General features: G+C 73.0%; 22 protein-coding genes. 2 read left to right on the forward strand and 20 right to left on the reverse strand.

What is annotated here, in order from left to right:
* Window positions 1-55: 55 nt before the first annotated feature.
* From ACWERV_RS11835 to ACWERV_RS11905, 15 genes are all read right to left on the reverse strand, one after another.
* The gene (locus ACWERV_RS11835; protein ID WP_452931741.1) at window positions 56-1,513 is read right to left on the reverse strand and encodes a pyridoxal phosphate-dependent decarboxylase family protein; all 1,458 of its coding nucleotides are present in this window, start codon (window positions 1,511-1,513) and stop codon (window positions 56-58) included.
* Between the two features lie 116 nt (window positions 1,514-1,629).
* Window positions 1,630-2,055, reverse strand: a complete 426-nt coding sequence (gene nusB / locus ACWERV_RS11840) for a transcription antitermination factor NusB (protein ID WP_398180285.1) — start codon at window positions 2,053-2,055, stop codon at window positions 1,630-1,632.
* A 2-nt stretch (window positions 2,056-2,057) separates the two neighbouring features.
* A complete protein-coding gene (gene efp / locus ACWERV_RS11845) occupies window positions 2,058-2,624 on the reverse strand; it encodes an elongation factor P (protein WP_398180288.1) in 567 nt (188 codons plus the stop codon).
* A gap of 54 nt (window positions 2,625-2,678) precedes the next feature.
* Window positions 2,679-3,812, reverse strand: coding sequence for a M24 family metallopeptidase (locus ACWERV_RS11850; protein WP_398180291.1), 1,134 nt, complete (start codon window positions 3,810-3,812; stop codon window positions 2,679-2,681).
* 88 nt (window positions 3,813-3,900) lie between these two features.
* The gene (locus ACWERV_RS11855) at window positions 3,901-4,602 is read right to left on the reverse strand and encodes an AAA family ATPase (protein WP_452931746.1); all 702 of its coding nucleotides are present in this window, start codon (window positions 4,600-4,602) and stop codon (window positions 3,901-3,903) included.
* Window positions 4,603-4,933: 331 nt separating this feature from the next.
* Entirely contained in the window at window positions 4,934-5,374 is a 441-nt protein-coding gene (gene aroQ / locus ACWERV_RS11860) for a type II 3-dehydroquinate dehydratase (protein ID WP_398180294.1), read from the reverse strand.
* A complete protein-coding gene (gene aroB / locus ACWERV_RS11865; protein ID WP_398180297.1) occupies window positions 5,371-6,471 on the reverse strand; it encodes a 3-dehydroquinate synthase in 1,101 nt (366 codons plus the stop codon). Before aroB ends, aroQ begins: the two co-directional genes overlap by 4 nt.
* On the reverse strand, window positions 6,468-7,007 hold the full coding sequence (locus ACWERV_RS11870) for a shikimate kinase (RefSeq protein WP_398180301.1): 540 nt from the start codon (window positions 7,005-7,007) through the stop codon (window positions 6,468-6,470). Before ACWERV_RS11870 ends, aroB begins: the two co-directional genes overlap by 4 nt.
* The gene (aroC, locus tag ACWERV_RS11875) at window positions 7,004-8,188 is read right to left on the reverse strand and encodes a chorismate synthase (protein WP_398180304.1); all 1,185 of its coding nucleotides are present in this window, start codon (window positions 8,186-8,188) and stop codon (window positions 7,004-7,006) included. The genes ACWERV_RS11870 and aroC overlap by 4 nt, the downstream gene beginning before the upstream one ends.
* A gap of 117 nt (window positions 8,189-8,305) precedes the next feature.
* On the reverse strand, window positions 8,306-9,127 hold the full coding sequence (locus ACWERV_RS11880) for a shikimate dehydrogenase (RefSeq protein WP_452931751.1): 822 nt from the start codon (window positions 9,125-9,127) through the stop codon (window positions 8,306-8,308).
* Entirely contained in the window at window positions 9,124-11,025 is a 1,902-nt protein-coding gene (gene mltG, locus ACWERV_RS11885; protein WP_452931754.1) for an endolytic transglycosylase MltG, read from the reverse strand. Before mltG ends, ACWERV_RS11880 begins: the two co-directional genes overlap by 4 nt.
* Before the next feature lie 101 nt (window positions 11,026-11,126).
* Window positions 11,127-11,591 (reverse strand): Holliday junction resolvase RuvX, encoded by a 465-nt coding sequence (ruvX, locus tag ACWERV_RS11890; protein ID WP_398180870.1) that lies wholly within the window; start codon window positions 11,589-11,591, stop codon window positions 11,127-11,129.
* A 44-nt stretch (window positions 11,592-11,635) separates the two neighbouring features.
* Window positions 11,636-14,305, reverse strand: a complete 2,670-nt coding sequence (gene alaS / locus ACWERV_RS11895) for an alanine--tRNA ligase (RefSeq protein ID WP_398180313.1) — start codon at window positions 14,303-14,305, stop codon at window positions 11,636-11,638.
* Window positions 14,305-14,643: a DUF6167 family protein gene (locus ACWERV_RS11900; protein WP_398180316.1), complete on the reverse strand. Its 339-nt coding sequence runs from the start codon at window positions 14,641-14,643 to the stop codon at window positions 14,305-14,307. Before ACWERV_RS11900 ends, alaS begins: the two co-directional genes overlap by 1 nt.
* Window positions 14,644-14,648: 5 nt before the next feature.
* Window positions 14,649-15,065, reverse strand: a complete 417-nt coding sequence (locus ACWERV_RS11905) for a DUF948 domain-containing protein (protein ID WP_398180319.1) — start codon at window positions 15,063-15,065, stop codon at window positions 14,649-14,651.
* A gap of 269 nt (window positions 15,066-15,334) precedes the next feature.
* Here ACWERV_RS11905 and ACWERV_RS11910 point away from each other — a divergent pair, with 269 nt between their 5' ends.
* Window positions 15,335-17,485, forward strand: coding sequence for an ATP-binding protein (locus tag ACWERV_RS11910; RefSeq protein ID WP_452931758.1), 2,151 nt, complete (start codon window positions 15,335-15,337; stop codon window positions 17,483-17,485).
* 21 nt (window positions 17,486-17,506) lie between these two features.
* Here ACWERV_RS11910 and rpsD read toward each other — a convergent pair whose 3' ends face one another.
* From rpsD to ACWERV_RS11935, 5 genes are all read right to left on the reverse strand, one after another.
* Window positions 17,507-18,121, reverse strand: a complete 615-nt coding sequence (gene rpsD / locus ACWERV_RS11915; RefSeq protein ID WP_398180326.1) for a 30S ribosomal protein S4 — start codon at window positions 18,119-18,121, stop codon at window positions 17,507-17,509.
* A 268-nt stretch (window positions 18,122-18,389) separates the two neighbouring features.
* Window positions 18,390-19,748 (reverse strand): replication-associated recombination protein A, encoded by a 1,359-nt coding sequence (locus tag ACWERV_RS11920; protein ID WP_452931761.1) that lies wholly within the window; start codon window positions 19,746-19,748, stop codon window positions 18,390-18,392.
* 90 nt (window positions 19,749-19,838) lie between these two features.
* A complete protein-coding gene (locus ACWERV_RS11925; RefSeq protein WP_398180333.1) occupies window positions 19,839-20,498 on the reverse strand; it encodes a vitamin K epoxide reductase family protein in 660 nt (219 codons plus the stop codon).
* Between the two features lie 103 nt (window positions 20,499-20,601).
* Window positions 20,602-21,864, reverse strand: coding sequence for a histidine--tRNA ligase (gene hisS / locus ACWERV_RS11930; protein WP_452931764.1), 1,263 nt, complete (start codon window positions 21,862-21,864; stop codon window positions 20,602-20,604).
* A gap of 11 nt (window positions 21,865-21,875) precedes the next feature.
* Entirely contained in the window at window positions 21,876-22,589 is a 714-nt protein-coding gene (locus tag ACWERV_RS11935) for an MBL fold metallo-hydrolase (RefSeq protein ID WP_398180338.1), read from the reverse strand.
* 358 nt (window positions 22,590-22,947) lie between these two features.
* On the opposite strand from ACWERV_RS11935, the gene ACWERV_RS11940 reads away from it, so the two are divergent.
* On the forward strand, window positions 22,948-23,808 hold the full coding sequence (locus ACWERV_RS11940) for a peptidylprolyl isomerase (protein WP_452931766.1): 861 nt from the start codon (window positions 22,948-22,950) through the stop codon (window positions 23,806-23,808).
* The last annotated feature ends 94 nt before the right edge of the window (window positions 23,809-23,902 follow it).

Genomic DNA, 23,902 nt, shown 5'->3' on the forward strand with positions numbered 1-23,902 from the left:
GTGAGCGTAACGCGCGGGAGGCACCGCGGGCACCGGGTTTTCCGCGGGGCGCGGCTCAGGCGGTGTACAACCGTGCGACGACCTCGGGCAGCAGACGTTCCGTCAGCGGGGCGGGCAGTGCCTGGAGTACGGCGAGCACCGGGGCCATCCGCTCCGGCAGGGCGCCGTCCGTGCCGACCCCGGCGACGTCGAGGGCGAAGGCGACCTCGTCCGGTCCGAGGGCGGCGGGGTCGAGTCCGGCCGCGGCCGCGGCGATCGCCGGGTCGGCGGTCGCGGGGCCCAGGGCGCGGGCCCGCGCGGTCGCGGCGGCCAGTTCGGCGAGCAGTTCGTCGATCCGCGCCGGGTCGGCGACCGCCGCCGTCACGGTCAGGTGCACGTTCGCCGGGGACGGGCCGAAGGCGGGCTGCGGCTGGAGGTACCAGCCGCGCAGCCGCATCTCGTCGGCGACGACGAAGGGGTCGAGCCCCTCCTCGGCGGCGGCCACCGCGACGAGCGAGGCGTCGGGGGTGCCGAGGACGCGCAGGCCCTCGATGCGCCCGATGCCCTCGGTGAGCCGGGCGGCCGCCTCGTGCACCCGGCGGGCCAGGTCCGCGTAACCGGCGGTGCCGACCTTCCGCAGCACCGCCCAGGCGGCGGCGAGCGGCCCGGCGGACTTGGTGCCCTGGAGGGTGGCGTTGACGACCGGGTAGCCGGGCCAGGAGGCGTGCGCGAACCAGCCGTGGCGGCGCAGCTCGGCGTCGCGGAAGAGCAGGACGGAGGCGCCCTTGGGGGTGTAGCCGTACTTGTGCAGGTCGACCGAGAGCGAGGTGACACCGGGTACGGCCAGGTCGAAGGGCGGCGGCGGGGCGATACCGGCGGCGAGCCGCCGGTGGCCGAGGTACCAGCCGCCGATGCAGGCGTCGACGTGGCAGAGGATGCCGCGCTCGGCGGCGGCGGCCGCGACGGCGGGCACCGGGTCGATCACCCCGTGCGCGTACGAGGGCGCGGACACGACGACCAGGGCGGTGCGCTCGGTCAGCGCGGCGGCCGTGGCGTGCGGGTCGGCCCGGAAGGTCGCGGGATCGACGGGGACGGTGACGGGGGTGAGCCCGAAGAGCGCGGCGGCCTTGTGGAAGGCGGCGTGCGCGGTCTGCGGCAGCACGATCTCGGGGGCGGTGACCCCGCGGGTGCGGGCGGCGTGCTCGCGGGCGGTCAGCACGGCGAGCAGGCAGCTCTCGGTGCCGCCGCTGGTGAAGGTGCCGGCGGTGGCGGGGCCGCCGCCGAGCAGGTCGGCGGTCTGCCGGACGATGTCGTTCTCCAGCGCGACGACGCTGGGGAAGACGGTCATGTCCAGTCCGTTGACGCCCGCGAACGCGGTGTGCGCCCGCGCCGCCAGCTCGTCGAGTCCGGCGAGCCCGGCGTCGTAGACGTAGGCCATGGTGCGGCCGCCGCGCACGGGCAGGTCGGCCGCGCGCAGCCGCTCCAGGTGGGCCAGGATCGTGTCGTCGCCGCCGGGGCCCGCCGCTTCGTCCATGCGCGGGAATCTAGGCCACGGTGTGCGGCATGCACCAGGCCCGAAGCAGAATAATGTTCACCTTCTGCTGTCGGGCCTGGTCAGGGTGTGCGTCAGGGGCGCGCGAGCCCCGCGGTCTAGCGCGGCAGGGTCGGCTTGAGCTCCATGAGCTTGCCGAGCAGGCCGTTGACGAAGGACGGCGACTCGTCCGTGGAGAACTCCTTGGCGAGCTCCACCGCCTCGTCCAGCACCACCGCGTCCGGGACGTCGTCCTCCCAGATCAGCTCGTAGGCGCCGAGCCGCAGCACATTGCGATCGACGACCGGCATCCGGTCCAGCGTCCAGCCCACGGCGTGCCGCGACAGCAGCTCGTCGATCGGCCCGGCGTGCGCCGCGTACCCCTCGACCAGCTGCATCGTGTACTCGGTGACCTGCGGCTGCCGGTCGTCGGTCCGGGCGAGCCGGATCCAGTCCGCCATGACGGTCACCGGGTCGGCGCCCCGCTGGTCGGCCTCGAAGAGGATCTGGAAGGCGCGCTTGCGGGCCTTGTTCCGTGCGGCCACGGTTAGCTGTTCACCCGGCCGAGGTAGTCGCCCGTACGGGTGTCGACCTTGACCTTCTCACCCGTGGTGATGAAGAGCGGGACACCGATCTCGTAGCCGGTCTCCAGCCGCGCCGGCTTGGAGCCGCCCGTCGAGCGGTCGCCCTGGACACCCGGCTCGGTGTACTCGATGACCAGCTCGACGGCCGCGGGCAGCTCGACGTACAGGGGCGCGCCCTCGTACATCGCCACGGTGGCCTCGAAACCCTCCAGCAGGTAGTTGGCGGCGTCGCCGACGACCTCGGGGGTGATGGTGATCTGGTCGAAGGTCTCGGTGTCCATGAAGACGAAGTCGGTGCCGTCCTTGTAGGAGAACTGCATGCCGCGCTTGTCGACGTTGGCGGTCTCGACCTTCACACCCGCGTTGAAGGTCTTGTCGACGACCTTCCCGGAGAGCACGTGCTTCAGCTTGGTGCGCACGAAGGCGGGGCCCTTGCCGGGCTTGACGTGCTGGAACTCGACTACGGTCCAGAGCTGACCGCCGTCCAGCTTGAGCACGAGGCCGTTCTTGAGGTCGTTCGTGGTGGCCACGGTTGCGGATCTCCTGAATGTGCTGCTTCGGGGACCGCGGACACCCCCTGCCCGTCACAGGGCGAGGAGTTCCTTGGTCGTGATGGTGAGTAGCTCGGGCCCGCCGTCCGCCGCGGGGCGTACGACGAGTGTGTCGTCGATGCGGACCCCGCCGCGGCCCGGAAGGTGGACCCCCGGCTCGACGGTGACCGGCACGCAAGCGTCCAGTTTACCCATGGCCGCAGGTGACAACTGAGGGTCCTCGTCGATTTCCAGGCCCACGCCGTGCCCGGACCACTGCGCGACACCGTCCCCGTGCCCCGCCGCGACCAGCGGCTGCCGGGCCACCCGGTCCACGTCCCGGCAGGCCACACCCGGTGCCAGCGCCTCCCGCGCGGCCCGCTGGGCGTTGAAGACCAGGTCGTACAGGTCGATCTGCCAGCCCGCGGGCGCCGTGCCGATCACGAACGTACGGCCCACCTCGCAGCGGTACCCGCGGTAGCACGCGCCGAGCCGCACGGTGAGGAAGTCGCCCTCCTCGACCCGCCGGTCCGTCGGGACGTGCCGGGCCGTGCCGCTGTTCGGGCCGGTGCCCACGGAGGTGGGGAAGGCCGCGCTGTCGGCCCCGTGGTCGACCAGCCGCCGCTCCAGCTCCAGCGCGAGGTGCCGCTCGGTGCGGCCCACCAGGATCGACTCCAGCAGCTCGCCGAGCGCCTGGTCGGCGATCTCCGCGGCGATCCGCAGCGCGGCGATCTCGTGCTCGTCCTTGACCAGCCGCAGCTGCTCCACGGCCCCGCCGAGGTCGGACATCGGCATGCCGTTCGCGACCGAGCGGATGGCGCGGTGCCGCGCCACGGTCAGGTGGTGCTCCTCGACGGCGAGCGACCCCGCGTGCTGCTCGCGTGCGAGCGTGGCCGCGGCCACGGCGGCGTCGCCGTCCGGCGAGGGCAGCACGGTCGCCCGCAGGTCCTCCGGGGGCTGCTCCCCCGCGCCCCGCGGGTCGCGGCCCGCGCCCTCGTCGTCCGGCGGCGGCCGCAGGTGGACGAGGGTGTCCTCGGCGCCCGGCCCGACCAGCAGTGCGGAGCCGGGCGGCGCGCAGCCGGTCAGATACCGGACGTTCGCCGGTCGGGTGATCAGCGCGGCGGCCGCGCCTGCCGCGGCGCATCGCTCGCGCAGCCGGTCCCGCCGGGTCCCATGCACCTCCGCCATGCGGCGAGCTTAAGTCGACGTGTCGGCCCTCGCCCCTTTTCCGCCGCCTTGCGGAGGCGGGCCCGGTGTGCCCCCGCGGGGCACGGCCTCACCAGGTGGGAGGGCCCTGCAGGCTGCGCAGCACGACGCGGTCCAGGGCCGCGGCGGCGGCCTCGACGTCGAGGTGGGAGTTGTCGATGATCGGCAGACCCGACCCGTACCAGCCGGCCATCCGGCCGTGGATACGGGCGACCTCCTCGTCGGAGAGCCGGCGGTTGCCGGAGCGCTCGGCGTTGCGGGTCAGGACGATGTCCAGGCCCGGCAGGAGCACCACGGGGACGAGTCCGGGCCCGACGTGCCGCTTCCAGCCGCCCAGGCCCACCGCCGGGCGGTCGGGGAAGACGGCGTCGTCGATGATGCAGGACACCCCGTTGGCCAGGAAGTTCCGCGCGGCGAAACCGCACGTGCGGCGGGCGAGCCGGTACTGCGCCTCGGAGTGCTCGTTCCACCCCGCCTGCGGGTCGGCGAACCCGGCCCGTACCCACTCGCGCACGTCGTCGAGGCTGATGTGCGCGGTCGGGGCACCGCGGTTGTCCGCCCAGTGCCGGGCGATGGTCGTCTTCCCGGCGCCCGCGGCGCCGATCAGCAGGACGGCCACCGGGCCGTGGGCGGCGCCCCCCAGCGAACCGTTGGCGTCCGGCACGGGCGCCTGCACCGGGGCGGCCGCGGGCAGCGGGAAGTGCCCGGTGACGCTTACGGCCGGGGGCGTCGGGCCTCCGCCGGGCTGCGGCGCCCCCACAGCGTGCTGCATGTCGGCCGACTCCATCTCGTGCGGTGTGCGCTGCCGCGCGGGTTGACATGGAACGGTACCGTTCCCGTGCGTCGTTTGGTGAACGCCCGGGAAACCTTCCCGGTTGCCCTGCCCTTGCCGGGCGGGCTTCGGGGGCTGCCCTCTGCGCAGGGCGGTACGCCCAGGGGCGCGTGGGGGCACCTCCCAGGCGGAGCCTGGGGGAGAACTGCGCGGGCAACCCACCACCTGCCGGTGGTCCGGGAACGACAGCAACTGCCCCCTTGGGCCGGTGACTACCCGCGCCCCGGTGGGGGCTGAGCGCGCAGTTCCCCGCGCCCCTGGGGGCGACGCCCTACGCAGTAGGGAGGTCGGCGAGGGCCTGGAGGGCCAGGAGGTAGGAGGTGAGGCCGAAGCCGGCGATCGTGCCCGTGGCCACCGGGGCGATCACCGACTCGTGGCGGAACGCCTCCCGCGCGTAGGGGTTGGAGATGTGGACCTCGACGAGCGGCGCCGTGCGCTGGGCCGCGGCGTCGCGCAGGCCGTACGAGTAGTGCGTGAACGCACCGGGGTTGAGGACGACGGGCACCTGTCCGTCGGCGGCCTCGTGCAGCCAGCGGATCAGCTCGCCCTCGTCGTTGGTCTCGCGGACCTCGACGGCGAAGCCGAGCTTCGTCCCGAAGGCGGTGCAGCGCTCGACGAGGCCGGCGTAGGAGGTGGAGCCGTAGACGTCGGGCTCGCGGGAGCCGAGGCGGCCGAGGTTGGGGCCGTTGAGGACGAGGACGGGGCGGGTCACGCGGACACCTCCCCGTAGGCGGCGAGCAGGATCGCCGGGTCGGGGCCTTCGAGGACGGTCGGTTTGGCCAGGCCGTCGAGGACGATGAAGCGCAGCAGGTCACCGCGGGACTTCTTGTCGACCTTCATGGTCTCCAGCAGCTTCGGCCACTGGTCGCCGCGGTAGGTGAGGGGCAGGCCGACCGCGCCGAGGACGGCGCTGTGCCGGTCGGCGGTGGCGTCGTCGAGGCGTCCGGCGAGGCGGCCGAGTTCGGCGGCGAAGACCATGCCGACGGAGACGGCGGCGCCGTGCCGCCAGCGGTAGCGCTCGTTCTTCTCGATGGCGTGGGCGAGCGTGTGGCCGTAGTTGAGGATCTCCCGCAGGCCGGATTCCTTGAGGTCGCTGGAGACGACGTGGGCCTTGACGCGGATGGCGCGTTCGATCAGCTCGGCGGTGTGGGCGTAGCCGGGGCTGCGGGCACCCTCGGGGTCGGCCTCGATCAGGTCGAGGATGACGGGGTCGGCGATGAAACCGGCCTTGATGATCTCGGCGAGGCCGCTGACGTAGTCGTTGGCGGGCAGCGAGTCGAGGGCGGCGAGGTCGCACAGGACACCGGCGGGCGGGTGGAAGGCGCCGACGAGGTTCTTGCCCTCGGCGGTGTTGATGCCGGTCTTGCCGCCGACGGCCGCGTCGACCATGCCGAGCACCGTGGTGGGCACGGCGATCCAGCGCACCCCGCGCAGCCAGCTCGCGGCGACGAATCCGGCGAGGTCGGTGGTGGCACCGCCGCCGACGCCGACGATGACGTCGGTGCGGGTGAACCCGGACTGGCCGAGGGCCTTCCAGCAGTAGGCGGCGACCTCGGCGGTCTTGGCCTCCTCGGCGTTGGGCACCTGGACGGCGACGGCCTCGTAGCCCTGCTCGGCGAGGTCGTCGCGGACGGCCTCACCGGTACCGGCCAGCGCCTCGGGGTGCAGGACGGCCACCCGCCGAGCCCTGTCGCCGATGAGGCCGGGGAGTTCGCCGAGCAGCTGGTGGCCGATGAGCACGTCGTACGGGTCGGTGCCGGCGGTCCCGGCGACGGTGATGCGGACCGGGGTCTCGGGCGTGTCGCTCATGCGTCCTTCAGCTGGAGTACGTCGAGGACGGCGTCGGCCACGTCCTCGGGGGTGCGGTCGTCGGTGGGGACGACGGCTCTGGCGACTTCGGTGTAGAGCGGGCGGCGCGCCTCCATCAGCTCCCGCCAGCGCTGCCGCGGGTTGACCGCGAGCAGCGGGCGCGGGGCGTCGAGGCCGACGCGGTGCACGGCGGAGTGCAGGCCGACGTCGAGGAAGACCACCGCCAGGCCGTCGAGCAGCGCGCGGGTGCCGGCGTCCATGATCGCGCCGCCGCCGAGCGCGAGGACTCCGCCGTGGCCGGCCAGCGCGTCACGGACGGCGGCGCTCTCCAGCTCACGGAAGTGCGGCTCGCCGTGGTCGATGAAGATGTCCGGGATCGGCTTGCCCGCGGTCGCCTCGATGTCGGCGTCGGTGTCGCGGTAGCCGACGCCGAGCCGCTCGGCGAGGATGCGGCCCGCGGTGGACTTGCCCGCGCCGGGCGGGCCGACCAGGACGACGACGGGCGGCCCGGCCGCACCCGCGGCCGGCGCCGTCACCGGACGACCAGGTGGTCGAGGTAGTCCTGGACGTTGCGGCGCACCTGCGCGACGGAGTCGCCGCCGAACTTCTCGGCGACGGCGTCGGCGAGCACCAGCGCGACCATGGCCTCGGCGACGATGCCGGCGGCGGGCACCGCGCACACGTCGGAGCGCTGGTGGTGGGCCTGCGCGGGCTCACCGGTGGTGACGTCGACGGTGGCGAGCGCGCGCGGCACCGTCGCGATGGGCTTCATCGCGGCGCGTACGCGGAGCAGTTCGCCGGTGCTCATGCCGCCCTCGGTGCCGCCGGAGCGGCCGGAGCTGCGGCGGATGCCGTCGGGGCCGGGCACGATCTCGTCGTGCGCCTGCGAGCCGGGGACACGGGCGAGGTCGAAGCCGTCGCCGACCTCGACGCCCTTGATGGCCTGGATGCCCATGAGCGCGGCGGCGAGCCGGGCGTCGAGCCGGCGGTCCCAGTGGACGTGCGAGCCGAGGCCGACGGGCACCCCGTAGGCCAGCACCTCGACGACGCCGCCGAGGGTGTCGCCGTCCTTGTGGGCCTGGTCGATCTCGGCGACCATCCGCTTGCTCGCGTCGGCGTCGAGGCAGCGCACCGGGTCCTCGTCGAGCCGGGCCTCGTCGGCGGGCACCGGCAGCACGCCGTACGGGGCCTTGGCGGCGGCGAGTTCGACGACGTGCGAGACGATCTCGATGCCGGTGGTCTCCTTGAGGTAGGAGCGGGCGACGGCGCCGAGCGCGACACGGGCCGCGGTCTCCCGGGCGCTGGCGCGCTCCAGCACAGGGCGGGCCTCGTCCAGGTCGTACTTCTGCATCCCGGCGAGGTCGGCGTGGCCGGGCCGGGGCCGGGTCAGCGGGGCGTTGCGGGCGAGGCCCGCGAGGATCTCGGGGTCGACCGGGTCGGCCGACATGACCTGCTCCCACTTGGGCCACTCGGTGTTGCCGACCATGACCGCGACCGGGCTGCCCATGGTGCGGCCGTGCCGCACGCCGCCGAGGAAGGTCACCTCGTCCCGCTCGAACTTCATCCGGGCCCCGCGGCCGTAACCGAGCCGGCGGCGCGCCAGCGCGTCCGCCACCAGGTCGGTGGTGACGGGCACCCCGGAGGGCAGCCCTTCCAGTGTCGCCACGAGTGCGGGGCCGTGCGACTCCCCCGCGGTCAGCCAGCGCAACCTGCTCAACGGTGCTCCCTCGACAAAGCCCTGCCGTTCTCGCCCCGATCCTCCCACGTTTCGCGGCACGTCCCGGACGGGCGTCCAGGGTGCGGGACGGGCCCGGTGCTCAGCGCCCGCGCGAGGTCAGCGCAGCGCCGCCTCGCCCGCCGCGCGCATCGCGTCCACGGGTACGCCGGTACGGCCGGTGTACTGCTCGATCTGCAGGACGGCCTGGTGGACGAGCAGGTCGAGGCCGCCGAGGACGGTGCCGCCGCGGGCGGACCAGGCGGCTGCCAGCGGGGTGGGCCACGGGTGGTACAGGACGTCGAAGAGCGCGCCCGGCCGCTGCGGTACGGCGGCGGCCAGGTGGTCGGCGGCTCCCGCGGGGGTGGTGGCGATCACCAGCGGGGCGTCGAACGCGGCGGCGGCATCCGCCCAGTCGGCGGTGCGCACCGCCACGCCCAGCCGCTCGCCCCACTGCCGCATCTCGGCGGCGCGCGCGTCGCTGCGGACGTACGCGGTCACCTCGCCGGTGCAGATGCGGGAGAGGGCGGCGAGCGCGGAGGACGCGGTGGCGCCCGCGCCGAGCACGGCGGCCGACGGCACGGTGGTGATGCCGCGCTCGTACAGGGCGGCGAGCAGCCCGGGGATGTCGGTGTTGTCGCCGCGCAGCCCGCCGGGGCCGAACACCACGGTGTTGACGGCCTCGACGGAGGCGGCGGTGGGCGTGATCTCGTCGAGCAGCGGGATCACCGCGCGCTTGAGCGGCATGGTCAGCGACAGCCCGGACCATTCGGCCGGGTCCAGGCCGCCGAGGAAGGCCGGCAGGGCCGCCTCGTCGACCTCGAAGCGGTCGTAGTGCCAGCCGTCGAGGCCCATCGCCGCGTAGGCGGCGCGGTGCAGCACCGGGGACAGCGAGTGGGCGATCGGCGAGCCGAGCACGGCGGCTCGGCGGGCGCCGGTCATCCGCTGTGAGCCTTCTGGTAGTCGTTGAAGTCCTGCACGTTCTTCTGGTGCGTCGCATAGCTGTTGGTGAAGCGGGTGTCACCGGGCTTGACGGTGACGAAGTAGAGCCAGTTGCCCGATGTCGGGTTGAGCGCGGCCGCTATGGCGTCGTGCCCCGGATTGTCGATCGGGCCGGGCGGCAGGCCCTTGTGGTCGTAGGTGTTGTACGGCGACTTGTAGTGGATGTCCTTGTTGGACGTCGTCAGCGTCGACCGGCCCATGGCGTAGTTGATCGTCGAGTCGAATTCGAGCTTCATGCCCTGGTCGAGCCGGTTGTAGACGACCCGGGACACCTTGCCGAAGTCCTCGGCCTCCTGGGCCTCAGCCTGGATGAGACTGGCGATCTCCAGTATCTCCAGGGGTGTCTTTCCTGCCTTCTGCGCGGCGCTCGCCAGCCCGTCCTTGCTGTATTCGGCGTTGGCCTGGGCGACCATCTGTTTGACGAGGTCGACCGGTTTCATGGTCTTGGCCACGCTGTACTTCATGGGGAAGAGGAAGCCCTCCGGATTCCCCTTGGCCCAGTCGGGGAGGCCCAGATCCGCGCCCTTGATTTGCTGGGCGGTGGTTCCGGCCTTCAGGCCGAGTTTGCTGTCGATCTCGGCGTACACCCTGGTCGCGCGCCATCCCTCGGGAATGATCATCGCGTCCTGCGACTTGGGGTCGAGCATCATCGCGACGGCGGAGTCCGCCGACATCTGCTTGTTGAGCGAGTAGACGCCCGCCTGGATGCTCGTGCCCTTGGGGTTCTTGTTGGCCGCGGTGGTGAAGGCCTCGACGCTCTTGACCACGCCGGCCTCCTTGAGCAGGTTGCCCATGGTGGTCAGGGTCGCGCCCTTGGGGATCGTCACCTGCACCGAGCCGGTGCCCTGGCCGGAGTAGTCGGGGGCCGGGCCGAAGTGGTCCTGGTAGAAGCCGTAGCCGTAGTAGCCGCCGCCGGCGATGCCGCCGACGAGCACGAGGGCGACGACGAAGCACGCGCAGCCGCTGCGGCGCTTGCGGCCGCCCTGCTGGTCGCGGCCGGTGCGGCGGCCGCCGGTGCTCGCGGGGGTGTCGTCGTCATCGTCGTCGTCGCGGTTGGCGAAGAAGTTGTGCTCGCGCGGGCCCTTGTCCTCGTCGGCGTCCCAGTCGGTGGCTGCCGGGCCGGTGCGCAGCGGTGTGCTGCGCGGCTCCTGCGGGCGGGTGCCGGCCGGGGGCTGCTGCACCCGGCCCTGCCCCTGACCGGGGTCGGGGGTCTGGCCGGGGCCCTGGCCGGGCGCGCCCATGGCCTGCTGGCCGCCGGGACCGGGCTGCTGGGGCTGCTGCGGCTGGCGGTACTGCTGCTGCTGGTAGCCGCCGCTCTGGTCGTAGTAGCCGCTCTGCTGCTGCGGGTGGCCGTACGGATCCTGGGGGCCGCGGCCGTACGCGTCCGGGTTGCCGTAGCCGCCGGTCTGGTGCGAGCCGGTGTCGTACGTGCCGTGCGAGCCGGTGTCGTAGGTGCCGTGGCCACCCGTGTCGTACGTCCCGTGGCTGCCGGTGTCGTAGGTGCCGTGGCTGCCGGTGTCGTACGTCTGGTGCGAGCCGGTGTCGTAGCCGCCCTGCTGCGGGTAGCCGCCCTGCTGGGGGTACTGGCCGGTGTGGCCCTGCTGCTGGGGGTAGCCCTGCTGGTGCCCGTACTGCTGCTGGGGTGTCTGCGGGTACTGGCCGGTGCCCTGCTGCGGGTACTGCTGCTGGTGCTGGCCCGAGGCGTACGGGTCCTGCCAGTCGCCGCCGTACTGTCCCTGCGGCGGCTGCTGGCCCTGACCCCGGTCGTACGTGTCGCCGAACAGCGGGTCGTCCGGGTGCCACGGTTCGGAGCCGGAGCCCCGGCCATAGTCAGTCATCGGTCCCCTTGGTACGCGGTCGGCATCGGGCCTGCCGACCTTGCGAAACGGGCGGCGCCATGAGGCGCCGCCGTGTCGCGCGGAACGTTACCGTATCGCGATCAGACAGAGGATTGGATGCTCTCCCCCGGAGCTTTACCCGACAGCCGTTCGGCTTCCAGCGCGCTCTGCAGGATGATGACCGCGGCTGCCTGATCGACTACGGAGCGTCCCTTCTTCGCACGTACGCCCGACGCGCGCAGCCCCTGTGCGGCCGTCACCGTGGTCATCCGCTCGTCCACCAGCCGCACCGGCACCGGGCCGATGATTTTCGCCACACCCTGGGCGAAGGCCCGCACCTTGGCCGCGGCCGGTCCCTCCGTGCCGTTGAGCGACCGGGGCAGCCCGATGACGACCTCGATCGGCTCGTACTCGGCGGTGATCTGCGCCAGCCTGCGCAGCGCGGCGGGCACGTCCCGGCCCGGCACCGTCTCGACGGGGGTGGCCAGGATGCCGTCCGGGTCGCACGAGGCGACCCCGATCCTGGCGTCCCCGACATCGACACCGAGCCGCCGCCCGCGCCGCATGGCGGGCCGGGGCGGCTCGGTGCCGTCAGATGCGTCGTGCACGCTCACGCCTTCTCGGCGACGAGCCGCCGCACGGCCTCCACGGCCTCGGGCACGGCCGCCGGGTTCTGGCCACCGCCCTGGGCCACGTCGTCCTTGCCGCCGCCCCCGCCGCCGAGCGTCTTGGCGGCAGTGCGCACCAGCTCACCGGCCTTGATGCCGCGCTCGCGGGCGGCCTCGTTGGTGGCGACCACCGTCAGCGGGCGGCCGCCCGCCACGGTGAACAGGGCCACCACGGCCGGACGGCCGCCGCTGACGCGCTGCCGCACGTCGAGCACCAGCTTGCGCAGGTCGTCGGCGCCGGTGCCCTCCGGCACGGTGCCGGTGACCAGGGCGACGCCCTTGACGTCCTCGGCGCCCTCGGCGAGCCCGGCGGCGGCCTGGAGCACCTTCTCGGCGCGGAAGCGCTCGATCTCCTTCTCGGCGTCCTTGAGCCGTCCGAGCATCCCGGCGATCCGGTCCGGCAGCTCCTCCGGGCGGCCCTTGACCAGCTCGGTCAGCTGGGCGACCACGGTGTGCTCGCGGGCGAGGAAGTTGTACGCGTCCACGCCCACCAGGGCCTCGACGCGGCGCACGCCGGAGCCGATGGAGGATTCGCCGAGCAGCTTGACCAGGCCGAGCTGGGCGGTGTTGCCGACGTGGGTGCCGCCGCACAGCTCCTTGGAGTAGTCGCCGATGGTGACGACGCGCACCTGCTCGCCGTACTTCTCGCCGAACTCCGCGATGGCGCCCTGCCGCTTGGCCTCGGCGATCGGCAGGATCTCGGCGGTGACGTCGAGTTCGCGGGCCAGCACCTCGTTGATCTTCTGCTCGACGTCGGTGAGCACCGTGCCGGGCACGGCAGCGGGCGAGCCGAAGTCGAAGCGGAAGCGGCCGGGCGAGTTCTCCGAACCGGCCTGGGCCGCGGTGGGGCCGAGGGCGTCGCGCAGCGCCTGGTGGGTCAGGTGGGTGGCGCTGTGGGCGCGGGCGATGGCCCGGCGGCGCACCAGGTCGATCTGGGCCAGCGCGGCGGCGCCCACGGTGACCTCGCCGACCTGGACGACGCCCTTGTGCACGCTGACGCCGGGCACGGGCTGCTGCACGTCGCGTACCTCGACGACGGCGCCGCCCTCGACCCGGATCCGCCCGGTGTCGGCGAGCTGGCCGCCACCCTCGGCGTAGAACGGCGTGCGGTCGAGGACGACCTCGACCTCGTCGCCCTCGGTCGCGGCGGGCGACGGCAGACCGTCCACCAGCAGGCCGACGACGGTGGCCTCGTTGCGGTCCACGGCGTAGCCGGTGAACTCGGTGCCGCCGGTGCGGTCGGCGACCTCGCGGTAGGCGGACAGGTCGGCGTGGCCGGTCTTCTTGGCGCGGGCGTCGGCCTTGGCGCGGTCGCGCTGCTCCTTCATGAGCCGCCGGAAGCCGTCCTCGTCCACCGACAGCCCCTGCTCGGCGGCCATCTCCAGGGTGAGGTCGATCGGGAAGCCCCACGTGTCGTGCAGCAGGAAGGCCTGGTCGCCGGCGAGCACCGTGCCGCCGCCGGCCTTGGTCTCCGTCACGGCGGTGTCGAGGATGTTGGTGCCGGCCTTGAGCGTCTTGAGGAAGGCGGCCTCCTCGGCGAGCGCGACGGTCTCGATGCGCTTGCGGTCGGTGACCAGCTCCGGGTACTGCAGGCCCATGATGCCGATGACGACGTCCAGCAGCTCGGCCGCCACGGGCTCGTGGGCGCCCAGCAGCCGCATGTTGCGGATGGCGCGGCGCATGATGCGGCGCAGCACGTAGCCGCGGCCCTCGTTGCCGGGGGTCACGCCGTCGCCGATGAGCATCACGGAGGTGCGCATGTGGTCGGCGACCACGCGCAGCGCCACGTCCGAGTCGTGCGAGCGGCCGTACGGTACGCCGGTCAGCTCGGTGGCCTTGTCGATCACGACGCGCAGGGTGTCGGTCTCGTACATGTTCTGCACGCCCTGCAGGATCATCGCGAGGCGTTCCAGGCCGAGGCCGGTGTCGATGTTCTTGGCGGGCAGGTCGCCGAGGATGGGGAAGTCCTCCTTGCCCTCGCCCGCACCGCGCTCGTACTGCATGAAGACCAGGTTCCAGATCTCCACGTAGCGCTCGTCGTTGACGGCCGGGCCGCCCTCGGCGCCGAACTCCGGGCCGCGGTCGTAGTTGATCTCCGAGCACGGACCGCACGGGCCGGGCACGCCCATGGACCAGAAGTTGGGTCCCTTGCCCAGCCGCTGGATGCGCTCGGCGGGCACACCGATGACGTCCCGCCAGATCTGCTCGGCCTCGTCGTCCTCCTCGTAGACGGTGATCCAGAGCTTCTCCGGCTCCAGGCCGTAACCGCCCTTGTCCAGGGGCTCGGTGAGCAGCTCCCAGGCGAAGCGGATGGCGCCTTCCTTGAAGTAGTCGCCGAAGGAGAAGTTGCCGCACATCTGGAAGAACGTGCCGTGCCGGGTGGTCTTGCCGACCTCCTCGATGTCCGGGGTGCGCACGCACTTCTGCACGCTGGTGGCGCGCGCGAAGGGCGGCTTGACCTCGCCGAGGAAGTAGGGCTTGAAGGGGACCATGCCCGCCGGGACCAGCAGCAGCGTCGGGTCGTCGGCGATGAGGGACGCCGACGGCACAACGGTGTGCCCGCGCTCCTCGAAGAAGCGCAGCCAGCGGCGGCGGATTTCTGCCGACTCCATCAGTGTTCGTCCTTCCGGTCGTACGTGTTGTACGCGATGCCCCGGCGCGGTGCCGGGAGGTCGGTGTCCAGTTCCCGCGGTGCGGGGCGGGGCGCGGCCCGGTCGGGCTCGCCGCCGGTCAGGCCCAGCGCGTCCTGCAGCTCTCCCTCGCGCTGCGCCATCCCCGACCTGACGTCCGCGGCGAACTCGCGCAGCCGCGCGCCGGTCTCCAGCGCGCGGTCCGCGGCCGTCGCCGCGAGGCTGTCGGGGCTCAGCCGGCGCAGCGCGCGGCTGACCTTCGTGGTGGCCCACACACCGGTGGCGGCACCGGTCAGGAACCAGAACAGACGGCGGAACATGGGCCTCAGTCCTTCGAGCGGTTGCGGCGACCGCGCCGCCTGGCGGCCGGCACGTCCGCGCCGGCCCGAGCCTGCCGCCCGACCGCCCGCCGCACCCCGTAGCCGAAGGCCGCGACCTTCACCAGGGGCCCGCCGAAGGTGCTGGCGACAGTGGAGGAGAGCGCGGAGGCGTTGGCCGTCACCTCGGCCACGTCCGCGGTGATCGTGTCGACCCGGTCCAGCTGCTCGTGCGCGGAGCGCAGCGCGTCCGAGGCCTCACCGAGCAGCGGAACGGCCTGCTCCGTGATACCGGCCACCAGCTCCGTGGTGCTCCGCAGCGTGCGGGCGAGCCGCGCCAGCGCGACGGCCAGGAACGACACGAGGATCGCCCAGAACACCGCCACGATCAGGCCGGCTACGCCGGCCACTTCTCCACCGGACACCTTGCCGCGCCTTCCTCTCGTCCCCAGGTCAGTGACTCCTGACCTTACCGCTCCGCGGACCTGACCCCGCACCGCTTTACCCCCGGGGGTGCCGGGTTCCGCCGGTGGCGGGATCCTGCGGTGAGCGGTGGGTTGCGCGCGACCAGCCCCACCGGCGGAAGGTCGCGCGGGACACCGCAAGAGGCACCCTGGGGCGCGGCCCCCACCGGCAGGCGCAGCCCGAGGCACCGTTGTACGCAGCGAAAGCGTACGGGTACGCTCCGTCAATCATGAGGACGAACCTCCCAGCGGAGCTGACCCGATTCGTCGGCCGGACGGCCGATGTGGAGCAGGTCGTGGACGCCCTGCGCGGAGCGGACCGGCTGGTGACGGTGACCGGCGCCGGCGGAGTCGGCAAGACCCGCCTCGCGCTGTGTGCGGCCGCCGCCTTGCAGGACCGTTTCACCGACGGCGTCTTCCTGGCCGAGCTCGCCGCGCTGCCCGCCGCGGACCTGCTGGAGCACACGCTCGCCGAGGCGCTGCGGCTGCCCGACCACACCAGCCGGGCGCCGCGTGCCGCGCTCGTGGAGCATCTGGCCGACCGCGAGATGCTGCTCGTGCTCGACGGCTTCGACCGCCTCGCGGACGCCTGCGCGGAGCTGGTCGCCGAGCTGCTGCGGAGCAGCCCCGGGTTGCGGGTGCTGGCGGCGGGCCGCCGGGCGCTGGGCGTCACGGGTGAGCGGCTGCTGCCGCTGGAGCCGCTGGCGGCGGGTGCGGAGGCGGTGCGGCTGTTCGCCGACCGGGCCGCGGCCGTGCTGCCCGGGTTCGCCGTGACCGCGGCGAACCGCGCGGCCGTCACCGAGCTGTGCGCCCGCCTCGACGGTCTGCCGCTGGCGCTGGAGCTCGCGGCGGTGCGGCTGCGCGCGCTGTCGGTGGAGCAGTTGCTCGACCGGCTCGACGACCGGTTCCGGCTGCTGACCGGCGGCGACCCGAGCGCGCCCGAGCGGCACCGGGCGCTGCGCACCGCGATCGGCTGGAGCCACGAGCTGTGCAGTCCTGCCGAACGGCTGCTGTGGGCGCGGCTGTCGGTCTTCGCCGGGCACTTCGACCTGGACGCCGCGGAGTACGTGTGCGCGGGCACCGGGCTCGCCGAGGAGGACGTGGTGGAGGCGGTCGCGGCGCTGGTGGCCCAGTCCGTGCTCGGCCGCGAGGAGGACGGCGCGGGCCGGGTCCGCTACCGGATGCTGGAGAGCGTGCGCGAGTACGGCGCCGGGTGGCTCGCGGCGCTGGGCGACGAGCCGCGGGTGCGGCGCCGGCACCGTGACTGGTACCTGGGCCTTGCCACCTGGTGCGAGCTGGACTGGTTCAGCCCGCGGCAGGCGGAGGTGGCCGCGCGGGTCGCCGCCGACCTGCCGAACCTGCGGCTGGCCCTGGAGTTCAGCTTCGACGGGCTGCCGGGCGAGCCGCCGGAGGACCCGGCGGTGGGCCAGTACCTGGCGGGCACGCTGTGGTTCTGCTGGGTGGGCTGCGGGCGGCTCGCGGAGGGCCGGCACTGGCTGGACCGGGCGCTGGAGGCGTCGGCGGAGCCGACCGAGGCACGTGCGAAGGCGATGTGGGTGTACGGCTATGTCGCCCTGCTCCAGGGCGATTCGGCGGCCGCCCTCGCGGTGCTCCAGGACTGCCGGGACCAGGCGGTCGCGGCGGGCAACGCTACGGCGGAGGCGTACGCGGTGCACCGGCTGGGCTGCCTGGCGCTGGTCTCGGACGACATGCCGCGCGCCGAGCGCTTCATCGGCGACGCGCTGGTGCGCTACCGCAGCATCGGCGAGCTGAACAGCAATGTGCTGATGGCTCAGGTGGAGCTGGCGATGTCAGTGGCCTTCCAGGGCGATGTCGCCAAGGCGGTGGGCCTGGTGGAGGAGGTCCGGGACATCTGCCGGGACCACGGGGAGCGGTGGACGCTGGCCTACGCGCTGTACGTGCTGGGGTACGCGGCCTGGCTGGAGGGGCGGCCGGACCGGGCGCGGCTGCTGGCCGAGGAGGCGCTGGCGATCGACCACAGCTTCGACGACCTGGTGGGCGCGGTGCTGGCGCTGGAGCTGCTGGCGCTCATCACCGAGGGCGAGGGGGCGCCGTACGAGGCGGCGGTGCTGCAGGGCGCGGCGCGGCGGCTGTGGGAGTCGGTGGGGCTGCGGCTGTTCGGCTCGCGGTACTTCAACGCCCCGCACGCGGTGTGCGAGCAGCGGGTGCGGGCTGCGCTGGGCGACACGGCCTACGCCGCGGCGCTCGCCGAGGGCGCCCTGCTGGGCCTGGACGCGGCGGCGCACCGGGCGCTGGACCGGCGGCGCGGCGGCGCGGACCCGGCGGAGCAGCGCGGTGCGGCGCGGCCGCCCGCGCCCCGCACGCACGAGCCCGCCGCCTCTCCCGAGGCGGCGGGCTGATGTGCGGGCCCGGTCGCGGGCTCAGCGGGCGTAGTACTCCACGACCAGCTGCTCGTCGCAGATGACCGGGATCTCCTTGCGGTTGGGGTCGCGGTCCAGCCGGAAGGCGAGCGCCTGGAGGTTGACCTGGAGGTAGCGCGGGGTCTCGCCCTCACCGGCCCAGCCGCCCTCGCGGGCGACCAGGAACGGGGTCTTCTCGCGGGAGCGCTCGCGGACCTGGACGACGTCGTCGGGGCGGACCCGGAAGGACGGCTTGTCGACCTTGCGCCCGTTGACCTCGATGTGGCCGTGCACGACCATCTGGCGGGCCTGGTAGATGGTGCGGGCCAGGCCGGAGCGCAGCACGAGGGCGTCGAGACGGCGCTCCAGCTCGATGATCAGCGCCTCGCCGGTGCGAAGGCCCGCGACCTTCTTGGCGGCGTCGTAGGCGCGCTGCATCTGCCGCTCGCTGATGTCGTACTGGGCGCGCAGCCGCTGCTTCTCCAGCAGTCGCGTCTTGTAGTCGCTGTTCTGCTTGCGGCCGCGGCCGTGCTCGCCCGGCGGGTAGGGGCGGGCCTCGAAGTACTTGACCGCTTTCGGGGTCAGCGCGATGCCCAGTGCCCTGGACTTCTTGACCTTGGGACGCGACTGGTTCACGTGCGTCGAACCTCCATCGAAATTAGGTAAGGCTTACCTTAACTGAAGGAGTACGCAGATTTCGACCCGGGAACCCCGCACGGCGGCCGGAGACGGCCGCGGCGCGGTCAGCCGCGTCCCGAAGAGGAAGGAGCGCCCGGCGGCCCAGCGGCCGTACGGCGCGCGCACTCCGTTCGAGCGTAACCCGGCCCGGGACCGGCCGATTCCCGCCCACCGGGCCGCCGCGCCCGCTGTGCCGCAGATCACGCCCCGGCGCGGGAGGGAGCGGCTACTCGCCGCCCTTGCCCTCCAGGCGGCCGCGGACCCACTCCAGCACGTCGGCGTAGCGGCCCTCCGCCCCGTAGCGCGTCGGCTCGTAGTAGCGGCGCCCGGCGAGCGCGTCCGGCAGATACTGCTGGGCGGCGACGGCGCCGGGCACGTCGTGCGGGTAGACGTAGCCCTGGGCGTGGCCGAGCTTGGCCGCGCCCTTGTAGTGGCCGTCCCGCAGATGCGCCGGGACGGGACCCGCCTTCCCCGCCTTGACGTCGGCGAGCGCGGCGCCGATCGCGGTGGTCGCCGCGTTGGACTTGGGGGCCAGCGCGAGCGCGATGGTGGCGTGCGACAGGATCAGCGACGCCTCCGGGAAGCCGATCATCGCGACCGCCTGCGCCGCGGCGACGGCGGTGGGCAGCGCCGTCGGGTCGGCCAGGCCGATGTCCTCGCTCGCCGAGATCATCAGCCGCCGGGCGATGAAGCGCGGATCCTCGCCCGCCTCGATCATCCGGGCCAGGTAGTGCAGCGCCGCGTCCACGTCCGAGCCGCGGATGGACTTGATGAGGGCGCTGGCCACGTCGTAGTGCTGGTCGCCGTCCCGGTCGTAGGCGACCGCGGCGCGGTCCACCGTCTGTTCCAGGGTGGCGAGCGCGATGGCCCCCTCGCCCTTGGCGAGCGCCGCGCCCGCGGCGGCCTCCAGCGCGGTGAGCGCCCGGCGGGCGTCGCCGCCGGCGATCCGCAGCAGATGGTCCTCGGTGTCCTCGGGCAGGCTCACCGCGCCCGCGAGGCCCTGCTCGGCGGTGAGCGCGCGGCGCAGCACCCCGCGCACGTCGTCGTCGGTGAGCGGCTCCAGGGTCAGCAGCAGCGAGCGGGACAGCAGCGGGGAGATCACCGAGAAGTAGGGATTCTCCGTGGTGGCCGCGATGAGCGTGACCCAGCGGTTCTCCACGGCGGGCAGCAGGGAGTCCTGCTGGGCCTTGCTGAAGCGGTGGATCTCGTCGAGGAAGAGCACCGTCTCGCGCTGGAAGCCGCCGGACTGCCGCTTGGCGCTCTCGATGACCGTGCGGACCTCCTTGACGCCCGCGGTGATCGCCGACAGCTCCACGAAGCGCTTGTTGGTGGCCTTGCTCACCACGTACGCCAGCGTCGTCTTGCCGGTGCCGGGCGGGCCCCACAGGATCACCGACGAGGGTCCCGCCGGGCCGCCGCCGCTCTCCCCCACCAGGCGCCGCAGCGGTGAGCCGGGCCGCAGCAGGTGCTGCTGGCCGACGACCTCGTCCAGGGTGCGCGGGCGCATGCGTACGGCGAGCGGGCTGGCGCCCGGGTCGCGCTCCCGGCGTTCCTCGGCGGCGGCGGTGAAAAGGTCTGGCTCCACGTCCTGAAGCCTAGGTCACGGCACTGACAGCCGGGTGGCGGGCGGGGTCGGCGGCCGCCGGAGGGCCGCCCGGAGGCAGCCCGTCCATGATCAGATGACGGTCTTCCAGTAGTACCAGAAGTGCACCAGGATCAGCATCGCGATGATGCCGTACCACAGCACCGGCACGACCCAGTGGAACTCCAGCACCAGCGCCTTCGCCTTGGCCGGCACCTTGTACAGGCCGTGCTTGATGTTGTGCACCGCCGTGTACCAGAAGGTGGCGATGGTCACGATCCAGGCCAGGCAGCACCACAGGCAGATGGCGTTGATGTTGTAGATCGTCTGGTACTGGAGCCAGCTGATGAAGCACACGCCGAACAGCCCGCCGGCCTGCAGCCCGTACCAGAACCAGGCCTTGTACCGGGCGCCCGCGAACATGCCCACGGCCAGGGTGATCAGGACCGGGAAGGCGACCAGGCCGATGATCGGGTTCTGGAAGCCGAAGACGTGCGCCTGGTCGCTCTCCATGACGCTGCCGCAGGAGATGATCGGGTTGAGGCTGCACCCCGGGGTGTACGACTTGCCCTCGACCTTGGCCTGCAGCAGCTTGAACTTGTCGTCGGTGATGACGAACGAGGCCAGCAGGCCCAGCGCGCCGCAGACCAGCAGCAGCCAGGTGAACGCCTTGCCCGCCACGATGCCTTCGGCGGCCGGGCGTGGTGCGCTCTCTCCGGAGGTACGCGTCTCGTCCAGCGCGGAAGTCGTCATGGTCGCCGATCTCTCAGAGTCCGTGGGGGCGGGCACATTCATTGTGCACGAGGGCGGTCAGGAGGGAATAAGCCCGAGCCGCCCTCGTACACGAACGAGGGGTTTACGCCAGCCGTTCCTTGACCGCGGCGGTGATCGCGTCGAGCGGCACCGCGATCTGCTCGCCGCTGTCGAGGTCCTTGAGCTGGGCCACGCCTTCGGCGAGATCCCGGTCGCCCGCGACGAGCGCGAAACGGGCGCCCGAACGATTGGCCGACTTCATGGCGTTCTTCACGCCCTTGCCGCCGTACGCGAGGTCCGCGGCGACGCCCTCCCGGCGCAGCCGCGTCACCGCGCCGAAGAGCACCCGCCGGGCCTCGTCGCCGAGCGGCACCGCGTAGACGTCGGTGACCCGCGGCAGCGGCAGTTCGACACCCTCGGCGCGCAGCGCGAGGACCGTGCGGTCCACACCGAGCGCCCAGCCGACCGACGGCAGCGCCGGGCCGCCGAGCATCTCCGACAGGCCGTCGTAACGCCCGCCGCCGCCGACCGCGGACTGCGAGCCGAGCGCGTCGTGCACGAACTCGAAGGTGGTGCGGGTGTAGTAGTCCAGGCCACGCACCAGCTTCGGGTCGTCCTCGTAGGCCACGCCCGCCTCGTCCAGCAGCTCGCGCACCTGCTCGTGGTAGGCCTTGCACGCCTCGCACAGGTGGTCGGAGATCTTCGGGGCGCCGGTGAGCTGCCGCTGCACGGACTCGCGCTTGTCGTCCAGCACCCGCAGCGGGTTGATGTCGATCCGGCGCCGGGTGTCCTCGTCCAGGTCCAGGCCGCGCAGGAAGTCCTGGAGCGCGGCGCGGTAGACGGGGCGGCACTCGCGGTCGCCGAGCGAGTTGAGCAGCAGCCGGACGTCGCGCAGCCCGAGCGTGCGGTAGGCCTCGGCAGCCAGGATGACCAGCTCGGCGTCCAGCATCGGGTCCTCGGCGCCGATCGCCTCGGCGCCGACCTGCGAGAAGTGCCGGTAACGCCCGGCCTGCGGGCGCTCGTAGCGGTAGTAGGAGCCGGAGTACCAGAGCTTGACCGGGAGGTTGCCCGCCTTGTGCAGGTTGGCCTCCAGCGCCGCGCGCAGCACCGAGGCGGTGCCCTCGGGGCGCAGCGCCAGTTCGGTGCCGCCCTTGGTGGTGAGGGTGTACATCTCCTTGGTCACGATGTCGGTGGACTCGCCGACGCCGCGGGAGAACAGCTCCACGTGCTCGAAGCCGGGGGTCTCGACGTAGCCGTAACCGGCCCGGCGGGCCTGGGCCGCGATGGCCTCGCGCACCGCGAGGTAGGCCGCCGAGTCCGGCGGCAGCAGGTCGTAGGTGCCCTTGGGGGCCTGGATGGTGCTCACGTCAGCAGTCGTCACAATCCTCGTCGGGGAGCCGCCGGGTGCGGGGCTCCCTGGCCGCGGGCCACCTCGCCCAGGTACGGGTTGGTGGCGCGCTCGCGGCCGATGGTCGTCTGGGGGCCGTGCCCCGACAGCACCACGGTGGAGTCGTCGAGCGGCAGGCACACGCGGGCCAGCGACTCGAGCAGCTCGGGCGTGGAGCCCCCGGGCAGGTCGGTGCGTCCGACGGAGCCGGCGAACAGCAGGTCGCCGGAGAACAGCACGGACGGGACGTCCGCGGCCTCCGGCAGCCGGTAGGTCACCGACCCCTTGGTATGGCCGGGCGCGTGCGCGACGGAGAACTCCAGTCCGGCCAGCGACAGCGTGCCGCCGTCGGTGAGCTCGCGCAGGTCGTCGGGCTCGCCGACGGTCAGCTCCCCCATCAGGGCCGCGCCGATGGTGCCGCCGAGCGCCTTCTCCGGGTCGCTGAGCATGTAGCGGTCCGCGGGGTGCAGGTAGGCCGGTACGCCGTGCGCGCCGCACACCGGGACGACGGAGGCGACGTGGTCGATGTGGCCGTGGCTGAGGACGACGGCGACGGGCTTGAGACGGTGTCTGGCGAGCATGTCCTCGACGCCCTGGGCCGCGAGGTGGCCCGGGTCGATGATCACGCACTCCTCGCCGGCGGCGGGGGCGACCACGTAGCAGTTGGTCCCCCAGGCCCCGGCGGGGAACCCGGCAATGAGCACGTTCGTCCTTCTGTCGTCCGCGGGCGGTGTCGGCAGTTCACGAGCCTACCGGCGAGAACATCGCGGTCGCGAACTCGTATCGGGCGTGCATCGGCGTGTTGGCGGACTGGACTCGACCCGCCGCGGGACGCGAAGATCTGCGCACACACCCTCGTACGGGTTCGCGCCCGCGCCGCGGACCCACAGCAAAAGCACAGCTCACACGGCCTGCGGCAGAATGCTTCCGCGGGTCGGACATTCGCCCCAGCAGATACACAGCAAACCGCACCAGACTCATCCAAGACAGACGCAGACGTACACCTACGTACGTACACGAGGCGGCCGGCATGGTCCGGCCCAGCGACCGGGAGCAGGCGAAGTGGTCACCAAGGATCAGCGGCGGCGGCAGCTCGCCCGGGAGAAGTTCGAGCGGCAGCAGACACGCAGGGTGAGTCACCAGCGCAAGGCGCGCCAGCGCACCGCGGGCATCGCGGCGATCGTGGTGGTCGCGCTCGCGGGCACCGGCGGGGCGTGGGCGGCGGGGGCCTTCGACGGCAGCTCGAAGAAGAAGGACGACGCGGCCAGCGCCGACGCGTCCACCACGCCGAGCGCCTCCGGCAGCGCGACCTCGGCGCCCACCGCGGCGCCCGACCCCTGCAAGAAGCCCGCCGCGGGCAACCCGGGCACGAAGACCTGGAAGTCGAAGCCGGCGATGGCGATCGACAAGGGCGCGAAGTACACCTTCACGCTCGACACCACGTGCGGCTCGATGCCGGTCACGCTGGACGCGGCGAAGGCGCCGGAGACGGTGAACTCCTTCAAGTTCCTCGCCGACAACGGCTTCTTCGACCACACCCGCTGCCACCGGCTCACCACCGCGGGCATCTACGTGCTCCAGTGCGGCGACCCGACGGCCTCCGGCAGCGGCGGTCCGGGCTACGCGCTCCCGGACGAGAACCTGACGGCGTTCGGCAAGGCCGACGCCAGCGGTGTGGTCACGTACCCGGCGGGCACCGTGGCGATGGCCAACAGCGGCCCGAACACCGGCGGGAGCCAGTTCTTCCTCGTCTACAAGGACAGCCCGCTCCAGCCCAACTACACTCCGTTCGGCACCCTGAGCGCCGACGGCCTCAAGGTGCTGGACAAGATCGCCGGCGCCGGTGAGAACAGCGGCGGGCAGGGCGACGGGGCGCCGAACGCCACCGTCGTCATCAACAAGGCGACCGTCGGCAAATCCTGATTCCCGCCGCATCGGATGCGGACAGCCGGGGCGATGGTCGCCTATGTTGGCGTTGGACCGGTCCGTGCGCACAGCCCGGCCGGAGAATCACCCG

Source organism: Streptomyces sp. NPDC004031, from assembly GCF_053604375.1.